Here is a 14,161-nt window from a genome sequence, read left to right as displayed (position 1 = left end):
GTTCGCAACGCAGCATCGGCATCGGTTTGTGCTGTCGTTTCAGTACGAGCGCATCTACGCCATCAGGGACGAATCCGGCCTCGACCTGGTTTGGAAGCTCCCGTAGAGCCGGGCTCTGCCCGGCTGCCGTTCGTGCTGGGCGAGCAGCGATTGAGACGTTCAAATCAACAGCGGTGTCGATTTGGGGTCATGCGTTACCGGATGCTGGATAGTTCACGGCCGTCGTCTGTCGACCGACGCTACCAGGTTCACATGCTTGTGATAGTCCTTAGCCGAACTCATAAAAATGGTACCGAACACAACGGACGTACGCTCAACATTGGAGTAGCGCGTATCAATGCGCACAGGGGCACGGCCATTGTGCCAATGCGTGACGCGCGTCCCACTAACATTCAGGCCCGGACGCCCATTTCCGTGAAGGTGATTGAGCCATGCTAGCGTCAAATGGTGACCACTGACGGCCACGACAGACCTCAAGGAGTTTTCCCATGTCGATAAGCGCATTGTTTATGGCGCTAGCACTAGCACAAAGCACCGCAGCTTCGCCCGGCCCAGAGGCAAGACCAAGCGAAGCTGAGATGACGGTAGCGGCATTCTCGGAGAGTTTTGGCGTTTCGCAGGACGAAGCGCGGAAACGGATTGAGGCCGGAGAAGCCATTGACCAGTATGTAGAGTCACTGAGAGAGCGCTACAAGAGTCGCCTGACATTCATCTCGATTGAGCAGAGTCCCGATCAACACATCGTCGTCGGCCTTAAGGGCCCTCAAATGGTTCCTACCCAGCGGATGTCCGAAGAGGGTGCAACTGTACGAGTCGAGTTCGAAGAAGGTTACCCATACGATCAAGCCGAATTTAGAACGATCGTTCAGAACTCACTGAAAGAGGCCAAAAAGCTCATTCCCGGGATTACCGGAATGGAAGGTAGGCCAGAGTTAGGAACTATTAGAATTCATGTCCAGGACCGCTCGGACAATGGGCACAGCAAGGCCGCCGCCAAGCTTGGTCAGATGTTTGGCGTCAAGTTCGAAATAGTCTACGGACAAGGGCGCAGCACCAACGCCGCATACACACGCGGCGGCGCAATCCTCCAGTCAAACGGTCGAACCTGCACTAGTGGACTCGCGGTCAAGCACAAGGTGACGAATGAGAAGGGGATAATCACCGCCGCCCACTGCGAGGACAACCTTCTATATTCAAACTATGGCCAGCCCGGCGGAACCTCCCAGGTTCTGATTCCGCTCATCTTCCGCGCCGCGTCTTTTGACGGATCCCACGATGTGCAATGGCACGCGCTCCCAAGTGGCCACAGCCCGCTTCAAGAGGTTTTCGGAACACTAACCAGTGAGTCAGGCGGGCGAATCTTAACGCTTATTTACAATGAACTCCCGATCAACAAGCCCATGTGCTTCCGTGGCGCGCGCACCGGATACAGCTGCGGCAAAGTCACAAGCGTTGAATGGATTCCGGCAGGGACGTGCGGAGCAGTCGAATGTGATGCTACGTGGGCCCGCGTTGAGGGAAGCGCGCTTGCTTGCGCAAGTGGAGATAGTGGAGCTGCAGTCTTTTACATAAATTCGGGGTATGGAATCGTCAAATCAGTACTGAACCCAACCGATTCCACTCTCGCGGGAGATTGCGGTTCGCTAACTGTAATGCCTTTCGGCAGAGTCGCTGAACTTGACTTGGTGCGGCTGTAATCTGGCTTGGAAGCTACAAGTGGCTCCCTGCAGACCCAAGGTCAGCAGGGAGTTCGGTGTGCTTGATCTCAACGTGCTTACGTTCCGGCATGAGGGCATACACCCTATTCGGCGCACGTGCGGACCAGACCCACTGGCAGCTATTGAGCCTGTCGGATCAACGGCGGTGTCGATTTGGGGTCATGCGTTACCGGATGTTGTCCGTTTCACGGCGATCGTCTGTCGACCGATCCCACCAGAGCAGCGCGCGATGATTTTCCTTGGCCGCCGCGCCGCCCCGGCACGCCCGAACACGGAAGCCCATGACCGCCGGTTGTTCGCCAAAAGCCAACAGCAGCCGGGCAGAGCCCGGCTCTACGGAGTCCGGGCAATAAAAAACCCCTGATAAATCAGGGGTTTTTTATTTGGAGGCCTGGGTCGGAATCGAACCGGCGTACGCGGATTTGCAATCCGATGCATGACCACTCTGCCACCAGGCCGGTGACTCTTAAAACAACACCCCGTGACCGGGGTGTTGTCAGATACTGGAGCGGGAAACGAGACTCGAACTCGCGACCTCAACCTTGGCAAGGTTGCGCTCTACCAACTGAGCTATTCCCGCAAAATCAGGCGCGTATGTTACCGAAACCACCGTAAACACACCAGCCTTTTTACACTTTATTTCACATCCAGCGCCCTTGCCGGGGTGCCGATGCCCGCGTGCCACCGCGGAGAAAAACAAGGCCCCACAGGGGCCTTGTCGAAATCTGGAGCGGGAAACGAGACTCGAACTCGCGACCTCAACCTTGGCAAGGTTGCGCTCTACCAACTGAGCTATTCCCGCAGACTTGCTGCCCAACGACGTGTCGTCGAAGGAGCGCTATTGTGTCGGGATTCCTTCACGTCGTCAACATGTTTGATGACAGTGTTCAGCGGTCCATGCGCAGCCCGCGCCGGTGGAAGTAGATCTGCTCGGCCGCCCGGCGCACCATTCCGGCCCCCAGCATCAGGTCGAGCGGCCAGTCCTGCTGCAGATGGTCCATGGCCCAGCGCATCAGCCGCTTGCGCCTGAACGTCGGCACCGCACGGGCCGCCACGGCCTCCGGGGCCGGCCCGCCGCCGCGCAGGTGTCGGCCCACCGCGTCACCCACCGTCCAGCCATGCTGCCAGCCAGCGTGAATGCCACCCGCCGAGAGCGGCGAGACCACCCCGGCCGCGTCGCCGGTCAGGATCACCCCCGGCGCGGCCAGGGACCCACGGACCGGGCCGCAGGGAATCAGTCCGGCGCGGGTGGCGTCGGACGCCTGCCCCGCAGGCAGGCCGATCACGCTGCGCACGTGGCGCACGAAGCCGTCGATGTCCGGGCGGCGGGCCTGGCCGGGGTCGTGGCGCAGGGCCAGGCCGACCTGGACGCCGGTCGGGTTCTGGGCGGCCCAGCCGATGTAGCCCGGGGCAAAGCGGCGGCTGGCGAAGCAGTGCAGCGCCCCACCCTGCGGCAGCTGCGCGCCGGCGAACTCCTGCTCCACCCCGAACAGGAAGTCCTGCACCTGGCCCAGCCCGGTGCGCTGGGCGACGCGTGAGCCGGCTCCGTCGGCCCCCACCAGGTAGCGCGTCCGCCCCACCCCGGCCACCTGCCAGCCCTCGCCGTGGCGCTGCGCCTCGGTGAACGGCTGCTGCAGGCGCAGGGTTACCCCATGCGCGGGCAACTGACTGGCCAGCCAACGCATCAGGTTGGGCGTGTCCGTGGTCATGAAGTAGTACCCGGGTGCCGCCAGCAGCACGTTGCGCAGGTTGGGGGCGTACATGCGTACCTGTTCGACTCTCTGCAGCAGCGCGGCAGGCGCATGCTGCAGCCAGGTCTGCTCCAGCGCCTCCTTCACCAGGATGCCGGTGGTGTGCAGGCGCGCGCCGGGGTCGGCCTTGCGTTCCAGCACGCACACGCGCAGGCCATATTGCGCCGCAGCCAGGGCGCAGGCCGCACCGGCAAAGCTGGCACCGGCCACGATCAGGTCCCAGTCGAAATCAGAAGAAGCATTCATGATGCGTGTTGCCACTACAGAAGGGACCTGCAGCGTGGTGGACGCACGCGGGCCGTCGATGTGGCGACGGTGAAGCGAACATGAAGTGCGACGCGCGGAAACGAAAAAAGCGACCCGAAGGTCGCTTTTTTCTGTATCTGGAGCGGGAAACGAGACTCGAACTCGCGACCTCAACCTTGGCAAGGTTGCGCTCTACCAACTGAGCTATTCCCGCTTGGGAGGCGAAATTCTACAGCCAAATGCATGGCTGTCAACAGCCCTTATCCCTTCTTTTTTGCTTTTGCGTTCTCGCGTGCCACGCGCTCGTCTTCGCGCAGGCTCGGCCACGCCGCGTGCAGGTACTGCAGACCCGACCACAGCGTCAGCACGGCCGCGATGGCGAGCGTCCAGTCACCGATGTGGAACACGGGTTCGCCCATCCAGATGTCGCTCACCGGCGTGTTCGGGGCGACCGAATACAGCAGGCACAGCAGCGCGACCATCTGCGCGGTGGTCTTGATCTTGCCGATCAGCGCCACCCGCACCTTGGCACGCTGGCCCAGCTCGGCCATCCACTCGCGCAGCGCCGACACGGCGATTTCACGGCCGACGATCACCGCCGCCCAGAACGCCATCCACGGCGTGGGGTGGCCCTGCACGATCAGGAACAGCGCCACGGCCACCATCAGCTTGTCGGCCACCGGGTCCAGGAACGCGCCAAACGCCGATGCCAGGTTGTAGCGGCGGGCAATCCAGCCATCCAGCCAGTCGGTCAGCGCGGCCAGGCCGAAGATCGCCGCGGACGCAAAATTGGTCCACGTGTAGGGGAGATAGAACACCAGCACCAGCACCGGGATCATCACGATCCGCAGCAGCGTCAGCCAGGTGGGGAGGGTCAACGTCATCAGTTCTCTCTACTCGCCCGTAGCGGAAGGCGTGGGCAGTCCATGAAGGTTAGCGTAGATGCGGGCAGCCAGGGCGTCATTGATGCCCTCCACCTTCGCGATTTCCGCTTCCCCCGCGGCTTTCAGCCCGACCAGACCGCCAAAATGCTTGAGCAGGCTGGCGCGCCGGCGCGGCCCGATGCCCGGGATGTCCTCGAGCTTGCTGGTCATGCGCGCCTTCTGGCGACGACCGCGATGGCCGGTGATGGCGAACCGGTGCGCCTCGTCGCGCACCTGCTGGATGAACTGCAGGGCCGGTGAGGCCGCGCCGGGGCGCAGTTCGCGGCCGTCGGGCAGCACCAGTGCCTCATGCCCGGCGCGACGTTCCACGCCCTTGGCCACGCCGACCAGGGTGACCCCTTCCACGCCGAGATCGGCCAGGGCGGCCTGGGCCTGGGCCAGCTGCCCTGCGCCGCCGTCGATCAGCAGCAGGTCCGGCAACTCGCCCTGCTCTTCCACCGCGCGGCGGAAGCGGCGGTCGATGGCCTGGCGCATGGCGGCGTAGTCATCGCCCGGCTCGATGCCGCTGATGTTGAAGCGCCGGTACTGGCTGCGCACTGGGCCACTGGCGTCGAATACCACGCACGAGGCGACGGTCGCCTCGCCCATGGTGTGGCTGATGTCAAAACATTCCACGCGTTTGACCGGCTCGGCCAAGTCCAGCATCTGTCGCAGGTCTTCGCTGCGCGCATGCTGGGCACTGCGGCTGGTGAGCTCACTGACCAGGGTGATCTGCGCATTGCGGCTGGCCAGTTCCACATAACCGGCGCGCTCGCCGCGCACGTTCCATTTCAGCTGCACCTTGTACTCGGCCGATGCACTCAAGGCCGATTCAATCAGGCTGGCGTCGGGAATCTCGCGGTCGAGCAGGATTTCGCGCGGCGGGGTCTGTTCGGCGTAGTACTGCGACACGAAGGCGGCCAGCACTTCTTCCGCGCTTTCCTCACCGTTGGTGCGCGGGAAAAACGGGCGCGTGCCGAGGTTGCGGCCATCACGGAACGCCAGCAGCATCACGCAGGCGCTGGCTCCCTGGGTGGCGCAGGCCAGTACGTCGAGGTCGGCGGCACGACCATCCACGTACTGCCGGGTCTGCATGCTGCGCAGCGAGGTGATCAGGTCGCGCAGGCGCGCGGCCTGCTCGAACTCCAGCGCTTCGCTGGCGGCCTGCATCTGGGTGCCGAGTTCGCGCGTCAGCTGGTCGCTCTTGCCTTCCAGGAACAGCGAGGCGCGGCGTACCGATTCGCTGTAGTCCTCTGCCGCGACCAGGTCCACGCAGGGCGCGCTGCAGCGGCCGATCTGGTACTGCAGGCACGGCCGCGAGCGGTTGCGGAACACGCTGTCCTCGCAACTGCGCAGCTTGAACAGCTTGTGCATGAGGTTCAGCGTCTCGCGCACCGCGGTCACGCCCGGGTACGGCCCGAAGTAACGACCGGGTACCGCGCGCGGCCCGCGATGCAGCGCGATGCGCGGCCACTCCTCGCGGGTCAGCAGCACATGCGGATAGGTCTTGTCGTCGCGCAGCGACACGTTGTAGCGCGGCGACAGCGACTTGATCAGCTGGTTTTCCAGCAGCAGTGCTTCGGCTTCGGACCGGGTGACGGTCACGTCCATGCGCGCGACCTGCGACAGCATCGACATGATGCGCGCGGTCTTCGGCACGCCGTTGAAGTAGCTGCCCACGCGATTGCGCAGGGCGCGCGCTTTGCCGACGTACAACAAGGTGTCGTCGGCGGCGTACATCCGGTAAACGCCGGGCGCGGTACTCAGGTGGGCCGCGAATGCCTTGCCATCAAAGGCGGGGGCGCTGGGCAGGGTCATTCGCTGATTGGCACGTCGCTCAGTACGCCGCTGACCGGGTCGAAGCGCAGCACGGCATGGGCATCGGTTTCGGCGATCCACACCGCGCCGCCGCCCAGGGCGAGGCCGGCCGGTCCGTGCAGACGGCGCGGCAGCTCCAGCGTGTTCAGATCGCCACCACCCAACCGCAGCGTGCGCAGGCGGCCGTTGCCGGCATCGGCGATCCACAGCAGCGGCGCGTCGGGGCTGAGTGCGATGGCCTGCGGGTACTGCAGCTGGGCCGTGGCACGGGGGCCGTCCTGGTCACCGAACGACCACAGGCCGTGGCCGACCAGGGTCTGCACGAGGTCACCGCGCAGCTGCATCGAGCGGATCGACGAACCCAGCGCGTCGCACACGTACAGCACCTGCTGCACGGCCGCCACGGCGGCGGGCTGCGCGAACGCGGCCAGGTGGCCGCTGCCGTCACGTTCGTCGATGGCACCGGAGCCGGCACGCCATTTCAGGGTGCGCTGGCCGAGGTGGTAGCTCCAGATGCGGTTGTCGCCGGCCATGGCGATGTGGACCTGGTTGTCGGCCACCACCAGTCCCTGCGGATGGTTCAGGGCGGCCTGGCGCGGGTCATTGACCTGCCCTTCGGCCGGTTCGCCGGGGCGGCCGTTGCCGCACAGAGTGTCGACCTGGCCGGTCAGCAGATGGATGCGACGCAGTGCGTGGTTGCCGGTGTCGGCAACGTACAGCCACTCGCGTTCCAGGGCGAGGCCCTGCGGTCGGTTGAAGGCCGCCTCGCCGGGGCCGCCGTCCATCATGTCGGCGGTGCCCAGCCCGAACTGGCGCAGCACGCGCCCGCCGTGGCTGCATTCCAGAATGCGGTGATGGCCGCTGTCGGCGATGTACAGGCGCTCGGTGGTGGCGACCAGGCCCATCGGGAAGCGCAACGGCAGGCGCGGTTCGGGATGCAGCTCGCGGGCCGACGCGTCGCCGTCCATTGCGCGACCGCCCTGGCACAGCGCGTTGAGCGCGCGCTCCAGTTCATCACCGAAACCGACCAGGCGCTCCACTTCGCGGCCTTGCGCATCCAGCAGCACCAGGGTGGGCCACGCGGTCACGTTGAAGCGACGCCAGCCATCCCAGTCCGCATCCAGCAGCGCCGGTGCGGTCAGCCCCTGCCTACGCAGCAGCTTCAACGCCGGCTCGGGTTCGCGCTCATGGTCGAAACGAGGGACCTGCAGCACCAGCAACTGCAGCTTGCCAGGGTTGCGCGAGCGCCACTGCTCAAGCTCCGCCAATCGTTGCGCGCACCATACCGAGGCGGCATTGACAAAGGCGAGCACGACCGGGCGGCCACGCATCTCGGTCAGGGTGGCAGGCGCGGCGTTGAGCCACGTGGCGAATTCCGGCAGATCCTGGACAGGCTGTACGTTCATGCGGTGATTATGCCGGACTCGGCGTCATGCAACCGTCGTGCCACCGTCAAATTGTGGACGGTCGGTCGGAGTGGGCGCGTCGCCGGTCAGGCCTGCGCCCTGCCCTGTGCGACCAGCCAGGCTTCGGCCCGCTCCAGGTCCTCGGGCGTGTCGATGCCCGGGGGGAAGGCGGCCGGCGACAACGCCACGCTCAGTCGGTAACCGGCTTCGAGCACGCGCAGCTGTTCCAGCGACTCCAGCTGTTCCAGGGTTCCCGGCGGCAAGGCCGCGAACTGGCGCAGGAAGCCGGCACGATAGGCGTAGATGCCGATATGGCGCAGCCAGTGCGGTCCGGACAGGCTGTCACGCGAGCGCGCGAAGGCATCGCGATGCCACGGAATCGGTGCCCGGCTGAAGTACAGCGCATCCAGGTTCTGCTGGCGCACCACCTTGACCACGTTCGGGTCGAACAGGGTCTGCGCGTCCTCCACCGGCGTGGCCAGCGTGGCCATGTGCGCGCCGCTGTAGACCAGCGCTTCGGCCACCGCGCGGATGCCCTCGGCGGGTGCAAAGGGTTCGTCGCCCTGTAGGTTGACCACCAGGATGTCTTCGCTCCAGCCGGCCTGCTGCGCGCATTCGGCCAGACGGTCGGTGCCGGAGGCGTGGTCGCTGGCGGTCATCGCCACGCGCACGCCGGACAGGCCAGCCAGCGCGTCGGCGATACGGGTGTCATCGGTGGCCACCCAGACTTCGCGTGCACCGGCCTGCAGCGCGCGTTCGGCAACGCGCAGCACCAGCGGGGTGCCGCCGATCAGGCGCAGCGGCTTGCCCGGCAAGCGTGAGGCGGCGTAGCGGGCCGGAATGGCGACAACGAAATCAACGGACTGGCTCATGCGCATTCTCAGAAAGGCGGTGAAGCAGGAAGAAACGGGCGGCGCTCAGCGCTTGCCCAGCTTGTCCACGCGATCCAGCAGACTGACCCAGAACGCGGCCGGCAGCTCGGCCGACAGCGGCACGGCGAAGTGCCATTCATTAGCGAACGGCTTGCACTTCACCGCGTCCTTCTCGGTCATCAGCACAGGCAGCTCGCTGCCAAACCGCAGGTCAGCCGGCTGGTAGGCATGGTGGTCGGCAAAGGCATGCGGCACCACGCCAATGCCTTCTGCACGCAGCATGTCGAAGAACCGCTGCGGATGTGCGATTCCGGCCACGGCGTGCACGCGCTGGCCGCGGAAGTGCGACAGCGCGCGGGCGCGCCCGCCACTGAGGGGCAATGCGGTGTCGATGTGCAGTTGCATCGGCCATTCGCCGAAGCCACAGGCGCTTACCGCGGCCGGGTCGGCACTGGCCTGGCCCAGGTTCACCACGCGGAAGTCGCATTCCTGCGCGCGACTGGCCGGCTCACGCAACGGACCCGCCGGCATCAGGCGGCCATTGCCGTAACGGCGCTGCGCATCCACCACTTCGATCTCGATGTCGCGGCCCAGACGGTAGTGCTGCAGCCCGTCGTCGCAGACGATGATGTCGCAGCCCGCTTCGATGAGCGCGCGTCCGGCCGCGACGCGGTCGGCGTCGACCCGCACGGGCACGCCGGTCTTGAAGGCGATCAGCACCGGCTCGTCGCCGCCCAGCGTGGTCGGCGTGGTCGCCTCGACCCAGCGCGCCACCTCCGCCTGTTCGCGGCCGTAGCCGCGGCTGGCTACACCGGGCTTCCAGCCGGCGTCGCGCAGACGGTTCACCAGGGCGATGGTCAGCGGCGTCTTGCCGGTACCACCGGCGGTGACATTGCCGACCACCAGCACCGGGACCGGCAGCGTGTGCTGCTTGAGCCAGCGCCCGCGGAACAACCGACGACGCAGCGCGACCACCGCGCCAAACAGCGGCGCGATCAGACGCACCCCCAATGGGATGCGGCTGCCGTCGTACCAGAACGACGGCGTCTGGGTGCCTTTGGCTGCCATCAGGGCTGCCTTTCGCGGAACTGCATGCTGTGCAGATGCTCGTACAGACCGCCCATCGCCAGCAGTTCGGCGTGGGTCCCGCGTTCGACGATGCGGCCGTGATCCATCACCAGCACCTGGTCGGCATGCTCGATGGTGGACAGGCGATGTGCGATCACCAGCGTGGTGCGCTCGGGCATCAGGCGCTGCAGGGCGTCCTGCACCAGGCGTTCGGATTCGTTGTCCAGTGCAGCCGTGGCTTCGTCCAGGATCAGCACCGGAGCGTCACGCAGGATGGCGCGGGCGATCGCCAGGCGCTGGCGCTGGCCGCCGGACAGCAGCGCACCGTTCTCGCCAACCGGGGTCTGCAGCTGCTGCGGCATGCGTTCGATGAACTCCCAGGCATTGGCCGCTTCAGCCGCCGCGCGGATCTGGTCATCGGTCGCGTCCATGCCGTAGGCGATGTTGGCCCCGACGGTGTCGTCGAACAGCATGACCTTCTGGCCCACCATCGCCACCTGCCGGCGCAGGTCGGCCAGCGGGTACTCATCCAGGCCGACCCCATCGAGGGTGATGCGGCCGCCGCTGGGTTCGTAGAAGCGCGGCACCAGCCGGATCAAGCTGGTCTTGCCGCTGCCGGAACGGCCGACAATCGCAGTGACCGTGCCGGGCTTGGCCACGAAGCTGATGTCATCCAGCGCCACGCCGGTGTCTTCGCGATAGCGCAGCATGACGTGTTCGAATGCCAGTTCGCCGCGCGCGCGGGTGATCCGCTTCGTACCCTCATCGCGCTCGACCGGCATGTCGAGAATGCCGAACAGACGCTCGGCTGCGGCCACGCCGCGCGAAATCGACGTCTGCACGCTGGTCAGACGGCGCAGCGACGGAATGATGGCCATCATCGAGGTCATCAGGCCCATGAACTGGCCCGCGTTGAGACGACCGGCCAATGCCTCACGGGTAGACACCCACACGATCACGGCCAGCGCCAGTGCGGCCAGGAACTGCACTGTGCTGGAGGCGAACGCGCGGGTGGTTTCCACCTTCATGTTCAGGCCGAGCATGCGGTTGGCCAGGCGTGCATAGCGCGAGATCTCGTGCGCCTGAGTGCCGTGCACCTTCACTTCCTGCTGCGCGGCCAGCGACTGCTCGGCGGTCTGCGCCATGTTGCCCATGCCGTCCTGGATGCCACGGCTGATGCGACGGTAGCGCTTGCCCACGACCGACACGATCACGCCGATCAGCGGCACCACCACCAGCATCGCCACGGTCACCTTGACGCTCATCTGCAGCATCACCACCAGCATGGCGATGATGGTCAGGGTGTCGGCGACCAGGGTCTTGAGCGCGTCCGCGCTGGCCTGGGTGACCTGCTCGGTGTCGTAGTTCAGGCGGCTGACCATCACCGGCGTGGCTTCGGTGTCGAAGTGCGACGACGGCAGGTGCAGGTACTTTTCCAGCACCTGTTCGCGCAGGTCGCGAACCACGCTGCGACCGGTGCGGGCCAGGGTGTAGTCACTGACCAGGGTGGCCAGGCTGCGCATCAGGAACAGGCCGAGGATGGTCAGCGGCAGGATCACCGCCATGCGCGGCTCGGGATTGACGAAGCCCCGGTTGACCAGCGGGTCCATCAGCTTGGTGAAGTGGTAGCCAGCCAGCGCCTCCACCACCATCGCGATCACCGCAGCGACCATGAACACCCAGTAGGCCTTGGTGTAGCCCAGCAGGCGTTTGTAGATCGGCCAGATCGGCGCGTGTTGTTTGTTGCTCATGGAGTACGCACCTCCGGCGCGGTAGCGATGGCGATGCGACGGAAACCGAGCTGACCCAGGGCATCCTGGGCGGTCACCACGGCCTGGTACGGGGTACGCGCATCGGCGCGCAGCAGCACGGTCTGCTCGCGGTCGTCACCGGCCACGGCAGCGATGGTCTGCTTCACCGACTCGACGTCGGTGCGCAGCACTTCCTGGTCGTTGATGAAGTAACGACCCTCGGCGTTCACCAGCACGCTCAACGCGCGCGGCGGCTCGCTGTTCTCCTGCTGGCTGGCGGTGGGCAGCTGCACCTGCAGGGTGGAACGCGCGTCGAAGGTCGTGGTGACCACGAAGAAGATGATCAGCACCAGGATGACGTCGATCAGCGGCACCAGATCGATGTGCGGCTCGTCCTGGACCCGGTCGTTGCGGATGCGCATCCGTCAGCCCTTGGCCGTCACGGGCGCAGCCGATGCCGGCGCGGCCGGGGCGCGGGCGGCGGCGTTCATCACGCCGGGGCGGCCATCCAGCGCATCCAGCAGCGCGGAGGCTTCCATTTCCATCTCGATCACGTAGCCGTTGATGCGGCCCTTGAAATAGCGATGGAACATCAGCGCGGGAATGGCCACGATCATGCCGGTGGCGGTGCACACCAGCGCCTTGCCGATACCGCCGGCCAGCTGGTTCACATCGCCCACGCCGTGGTCGAGGATGCCGAGGAACATCTGGATCATGCCGATCACCGTGCCCAGCAGGCCCAGCAGCGGGCCGGCCGAGGCGATCGTGCCCAGTGCATTCAGGAACCGCTCCATGCGATGCACCAGATGGCGGCCGGCATCTTCGATGCGTTCGCGGATCTGGTCGCGCGGGCGGTTGCGGGCTTCCAGCGCCGCCGCCAGCAGTGCACCCAGCGGCGAGTTGGCCCGCAGCGACTGGATGTGGCTGGGGTCGAGCTTGCCGCGCGCCGCCCAGTTGCGTACTTCCTGGCCCAGCCCCGGGGGCAGGACCTCGTTACGCCGCAAGGTCCAGAAACGCTCCAGGACGATTGCCAAAGCCAGTACGCCCAACAGCAGCAGCGGCACCATCGGCCAGCCACCGGCCTTGACCAGTTCCCACACGTTTCAACCCTCCGGCCCACTGGCCGCCTGTTTGCTGGCCGATAGAATAGCAGCCGACCGCGCCCGCTCCGCGGCATCCCACCAACGCCGTTCGAAAACCCGCTGTTCGCGCACCTGCAGGCCGTCCGGACCCAGCCAGATGCGCAGCGCGCCGCTGTCGGCGGTGTTCAGCACTTCGGCCCCGACCGCCTGCCAACGCGCCACCACCTCCGGACGCGGGTGCCGGAAGCGGTTGCCGTGGCCGGCCGAGACCAGCGCCAGGCGCGGCGACACGGCCTCGACCCAGGCCGCGCTGGATGAGCCCGCGCTGCCGTGGTGCGGCACCACCACCGCCTCGGCGCGCAGCGGCTCCACGCCACCCTGCCGCAACAGCGCCTGCTCCTCGCGTTCGCCGATGTCGCCGGCCAGCAGCACAGCCCCCTGTGCGGTTTCGATGCGCAGCACGCAGCTGCTCGCATTGCCGTCGTAGCGGGCATTCGCGACCGGATGCAGCAGCTGGAAGCCCACTCCGTCCCACTGCCACTGCTGGCCGGCATGGCAGGGCAGCACCGGCTCGGGCAGCGCGCCGGGCGGAGCCGCCACGGTGGCAGCACTGAACGCGCGGCTCACCGCTGCCAGTCCGCCGGCGTGGTCGCGGTCTGCATGACTCAGCAGGATGCGGTCCAGCCGGGACTGGTCGACCGCCTGCAGCGCCGGCACCACCACGCGCTCGCCACTGTCGAAGCCCCCCGCTGTGGCCGGACCCGTGTCATACAGCAGCGCGTGGTGGCGGGTCCGCACCCGCACCGCCAGGCCCTGCCCCACGTCGATCACCAGCAGCTCCACCTCACCGTGCGCGGGCTGTATGGAGGACGGCCACAGCAGCGGCAAACCCAGCAGCAGCGCTGGCAGTCGCGCACCGGCCGCACGGGGCAGCAGCAGCCAGAACACCCCCAGCATGGCCAGCAGCGCGGCACCGCTGCTGGCCTGCGGTACCCACCACAAGGCCCACGGCTGGACGGCCACCTTGCCGAACATCACCCAGCTGCCCTGGAAGCACCATGCCGCCAGCTGCCAGGGCCAGCGCCCTGCCCCGGCGATCAGCGCCTCCAGCGCGGTACCCAGCAGGGCCAGCGGCACCACCACCCCGCTCCACCACGGGATGGCCAGCAGGTTGACCAGCGGCCCGGCGCGGGAGGCTTGTCCGAACAGGGCCACGGTCATCGGCAACAGGGCCAGCGTGGCCACGCCCTGCGCGGCCAGGAAACCGCGCAGCCAGTGCATGCGCTCCTGCAGACACCACATCAGCCACAGCACACCGCCAAAGCTGAGCCAGAAACCGGGTGCCAGCACCGCCAGCGGATCGAACAGCAGCACCGCCCACGCCGCCAGCGCCAGCGACTGGCCCACCGGCGCAGAACTGCGCGCGCAGTGGGCGGCGGTCACCGCGGCCGTCATCAACACCGTGCGCACCGTGGGCAGCGCGAACCCGGCCGCGGCCGCGTACAGCGCGGCCCACAGGACGGTGG

Annotated in this window: 10 protein-coding genes, 4 tRNA genes and 1 pseudogene; 1 reads left to right on the top strand and 14 read right to left on the bottom strand. The window is 66.5% G+C overall.

Going from position 1 to position 14,161, the window contains the following annotated elements:
* The first annotated feature begins 488 nt into the window (after positions 1-488).
* Positions 489-1,697 (top strand): hypothetical protein, encoded by a 1,209-nt coding sequence (locus QMX83_RS15100; RefSeq protein WP_282297464.1) that lies wholly within the window; start codon positions 489-491, stop codon positions 1,695-1,697.
* A gap of 405 nt (positions 1,698-2,102) precedes the next feature.
* Here QMX83_RS15100 and QMX83_RS15095 read toward each other — a convergent pair.
* The 14 genes and pseudogenes from QMX83_RS15095 to QMX83_RS15030 form a co-directional block, all read right to left on the bottom strand.
* A tRNA-Cys gene (locus QMX83_RS15095) sits at positions 2,103-2,176 on the bottom strand.
* Between the two features lie 46 nt (positions 2,177-2,222).
* A tRNA-Gly gene (locus QMX83_RS15090) sits at positions 2,223-2,298 on the bottom strand.
* A gap of 146 nt (positions 2,299-2,444) precedes the next feature.
* Positions 2,445-2,520, bottom strand: a tRNA-Gly gene (locus QMX83_RS15085).
* Positions 2,521-2,605: 85 nt separating this feature from the next.
* Entirely contained in the window at positions 2,606-3,715 is a 1,110-nt protein-coding gene (locus QMX83_RS15080; RefSeq protein ID WP_282297463.1) for an NAD(P)/FAD-dependent oxidoreductase, read from the bottom strand.
* A 138-nt stretch (positions 3,716-3,853) separates the two neighbouring features.
* Positions 3,854-3,929: transfer RNA gene (locus tag QMX83_RS15075), tRNA-Gly, on the bottom strand.
* 46 nt (positions 3,930-3,975) lie between these two features.
* On the bottom strand, positions 3,976-4,599 hold the full coding sequence (gene pgsA / locus QMX83_RS15070; RefSeq protein ID WP_282297462.1) for a CDP-diacylglycerol--glycerol-3-phosphate 3-phosphatidyltransferase: 624 nt from the start codon (positions 4,597-4,599) through the stop codon (positions 3,976-3,978).
* A gap of 9 nt (positions 4,600-4,608) precedes the next feature.
* On the bottom strand, positions 4,609-6,456 hold the full coding sequence (gene uvrC / locus QMX83_RS15065) for an excinuclease ABC subunit UvrC (RefSeq protein WP_282297461.1): 1,848 nt from the start codon (positions 6,454-6,456) through the stop codon (positions 4,609-4,611).
* Positions 6,453-7,862: a hypothetical protein gene (locus QMX83_RS15060; protein WP_282297460.1), complete on the bottom strand. Its 1,410-nt coding sequence runs from the start codon at positions 7,860-7,862 to the stop codon at positions 6,453-6,455. The genes uvrC and QMX83_RS15060 overlap by 4 nt, the downstream gene beginning before the upstream one ends.
* A gap of 86 nt (positions 7,863-7,948) precedes the next feature.
* Positions 7,949-8,734, bottom strand: a complete 786-nt coding sequence (kdsB, locus tag QMX83_RS15055; RefSeq protein WP_282297459.1) for a 3-deoxy-manno-octulosonate cytidylyltransferase — start codon at positions 8,732-8,734, stop codon at positions 7,949-7,951.
* 45 nt (positions 8,735-8,779) lie between these two features.
* Entirely contained in the window at positions 8,780-9,802 is a 1,023-nt protein-coding gene (gene lpxK / locus QMX83_RS15050) for a tetraacyldisaccharide 4'-kinase (protein WP_282297458.1), read from the bottom strand.
* On the bottom strand, positions 9,802-11,553 hold the full coding sequence (msbA, locus tag QMX83_RS15045; RefSeq protein ID WP_282297457.1) for a lipid A export permease/ATP-binding protein MsbA: 1,752 nt from the start codon (positions 11,551-11,553) through the stop codon (positions 9,802-9,804). The genes lpxK and msbA overlap by 1 nt, the downstream gene beginning before the upstream one ends.
* Complete coding sequence (locus tag QMX83_RS15040; protein WP_282297456.1) at positions 11,550-11,975, bottom strand: biopolymer transporter ExbD; 426 nt, start codon at positions 11,973-11,975, stop codon at positions 11,550-11,552. Before QMX83_RS15040 ends, msbA begins: the two co-directional genes overlap by 4 nt.
* Positions 11,976-11,978: 3 nt before the next feature.
* On the bottom strand, positions 11,979-12,653 hold the full coding sequence (locus tag QMX83_RS15035) for a MotA/TolQ/ExbB proton channel family protein (protein ID WP_282297455.1): 675 nt from the start codon (positions 12,651-12,653) through the stop codon (positions 11,979-11,981).
* Positions 12,547-14,161 (bottom strand): annotated as a pseudogene (locus tag QMX83_RS15030) (DNA internalization-related competence protein ComEC/Rec2); the annotation flags it as partial. The gene QMX83_RS15035 and the pseudogene QMX83_RS15030, both read right to left, overlap by 107 nt.

It is taken from the genome of Stenotrophomonas sp. PS02289 (assembly GCF_029960115.1).
Classification (GTDB): Bacteria; Pseudomonadota; Gammaproteobacteria; order Xanthomonadales; family Xanthomonadaceae; genus Stenotrophomonas.
The sequence above is the reverse complement of the archived record's forward strand: the minus strand, read 5'-3'. Positions and strand labels throughout refer to the sequence as shown.